1 protein-coding gene is annotated in these 2561 nt (G+C 67.3%); it reads right to left on the bottom strand.

The window, feature by feature from the left end; all coding sequences use genetic code 11:
• Positions 1–284 (bottom strand): sigma factor (locus AB0I88_RS41170; protein WP_361037727.1); only part of this gene is annotated, 284 nt, incomplete at its 3' end.
• Between the last annotated feature and the right edge of the window lie 2277 nt (positions 285–2561).

The following is a 2561-nucleotide window of genomic DNA, read 5'->3' as shown; positions in this document are numbered from 1 at the left end:
ACGCCGCGGTCGGGGTCGAACTTGTCGACGGCCTTGATCAGGCCGACCGTGGCGGTCTGGATGAGGTCGTCGGTGGGCTCGCCGCGGCCGGAGTAGCGGTGGGCGAGGTGACGGGCGAGAGGCAACCAGGCCTCGATCGCCCGGTCCCGCAATGCGGCGCGGGACGGGTGTCCGGCCGGCATGGCGGCCATCGCGGCGAGCAGTTCGGCAGCGCTGTCGACAGGCGCCGCGGCGCTGGCCGTGGTCGACGGCGACACCGCCGTCGAAGTCTCGGTCACGGTCATGTCGTGGTCCTCCCTGGCACCTTCCCGGAGAGCCGGTCCCTGTTTGGGACCCGGTCGGTCGGGCATCCATATCTGTGGACGGCGAGGGCCGCCCAGGCGCACTTGGCCGTTCGGTTACGCAGACTCTATACGAAGGGTCCAGAGAACACTAGCCGAAAGTATGAGTCTGTTAACGTGACAAATCGGATGAAATAGCCGCTCCAGGCAGCCTTTCACGGCCTCAATCGAAGCCGGACCACCACCGAACACGTCCGGGTCCTCGTCCTCACACGACCCACCTTCCGCCGACGCCGCGGTCCGAATGGGCACGAGCGAGCCGCCGGGGCAGACCACAAGCCTCACCCCAGGAACCCCAAACCCTCCCTTTCCCGTACGCGGTGAGCGCCCACCCACTCGAGCCGCGACCTCTACCCCTAACCCGAACGACCCCTCGCCGGATCCGCTTCTCACCTGGGTGGCACAACTGCCGGCCACACCCGGTGCATCGAGGCGAACCGCGCGCTCCTGCTCCTCACCGCGGATGTACCGATCACGTGCCCGACTTCGGCGTTCCGCTCTCGGACGGTGTCGCCCCCACCGCCTTCGCCGGCCTTCTCCGCTCCTGCTCTCCGCACCGCTACATGAAGGCAGTCCTGCGGGCCCAACCCTGAGACCTTCTCCAACTCGGCGCCGTCTTGCTTCCCACGGTTCAGGTGTGTCCGCTCGCCGGTGGCGACACGCTGTATTCGATCTCCTCCAGCTGGTCGTGGGCACCGTCTCGGAGTGTTCGAGTCAGCGCCTCGTTCCAGCCGGTACCGCTCGGCCAGCGCTGAGCGCCGTCTCGGAGTGGCCGAGTCAGCGCCTCGTTCCAGCCGGTACCGCTCGGCCGGCGGTGTGACAGCGCCTATGGCCAGCCGAACAAGACCAGCCGAAATCCGGGCAGTCCCCGCAGTTCTGTTACGGCGAGTCGCGGGCACCGACGTCCCGCATCCGGAAGCAGTTCGCCGCCGGTCAGCCCGACCTGTCTTCGGCTGTCGTTCCGCCTTCCGAACTGAGGGCGCTGATCTCGGCCGCAGACCCTGTTCACGCGATGGCGCCTGCGGCCGGGCCTGCGTAGGTGCCGCTAGTGCGGCACGCCGCGCTCCCTCAGCACACGGCTGTATAGGTATGTGGTCGAAGACCTCACTTCGCGCTGTCGCTTCCTCGCGTTGCTCTCCCACCCTTGACCGCACTGCACACCGCCCCGAGGGTGCGGGCGCCCGCACCCTCGGATGTCCCGGGAAGGGCCGTCCGGATTCTGATTGGTCTTGTCCGGCTGGTCGTGGGCGCTGTCTCGGGACCGTTGGGACGGCGCTCAGCGCCAGCCGTGCGGTCTTGGCCGGTCGCGGGCGCTGCCTCGAGCGCTCCGAGACGGTGCCCCCGACAAGCAGAGCGAGGTCGGCTGCGGTGCATTGCCGGCTGCGGACGGATCCATTCCTCAGGGAGTGCCCGCGCGACTGTGTCTCGTACCGGGGGTGGTCGGCTCCGGGGCTGGTCGCGGGCGCTGTCTCAGGCTCGCTGGTCAGTCCTGGCGGCCGGCCGGAGCCCTTCGAGCGACTGTCGGGATGGGCGGGACCGGTCCCTGAGCGGACGGGCCGACGCCATGAGGCGGTGTGTTCGGTGCGCCAGGCCGGAGATGCACGCGGGTGTTGTGTGCCCGGCCGGGTGGCAGGGCGGGATGTGCTGGTGAGCCGGGGCGGGGTGTTGTGCGCGGGAGCGGCCCGAAAAGGGGCGCTGATCTGCGGTGATGCGGATGGCTGCCATTTCCGTTGTCGGTGTGGCGGATGAGAGGGATGTTCCTTGCGTATCCGTGCCGCTTCGCGCGGTCATAAAACTCTTTCGGCTCGCGGACACCAGTGGCCACGGGAGTGCGATCGTGTGTGGGGGCCGATTTGGCGTTGGCGAGGGGAGCGGGTAAAGTTCTCCAAGCCAGCAGGGAAACGGGCGAGGCAAACGGAACACTCATCACTGAGAGATCCGCACCGGCCGTCCTGCTAAACCCCAAGGATCAAGCGCCACGAGCGATCGTGTAAGCTTCCGCGGGACTCGAGCGAATTCCTGGCTCACCGAAACGGGTAACACCCCGGATTTGGCGAGACGGAATAGCGAGGGTAAAGTAGAGCGAGTGCCCCGGAGAACGGGCCGCGAAAGCGGTTCGGAGGACGGTGTGCGGTTGTTCTTTGAGAACTCAACAGGGTGCTTGATAAGCCAGTGCCAATTATGGCAATACCCCGGCCTGTCTTCGGATGGGTTGAGGAT

Source organism: Actinoplanes sp. NPDC049802 (genome assembly GCF_040656595.1).
In the GTDB taxonomy this organism is placed as follows: Bacteria; Actinomycetota; Actinomycetes; order Mycobacteriales; family Micromonosporaceae; genus Actinoplanes.
The sequence above is the reverse complement of the archived record's forward strand: the minus strand, read 5'-3'. Positions and strand labels throughout refer to the sequence as shown.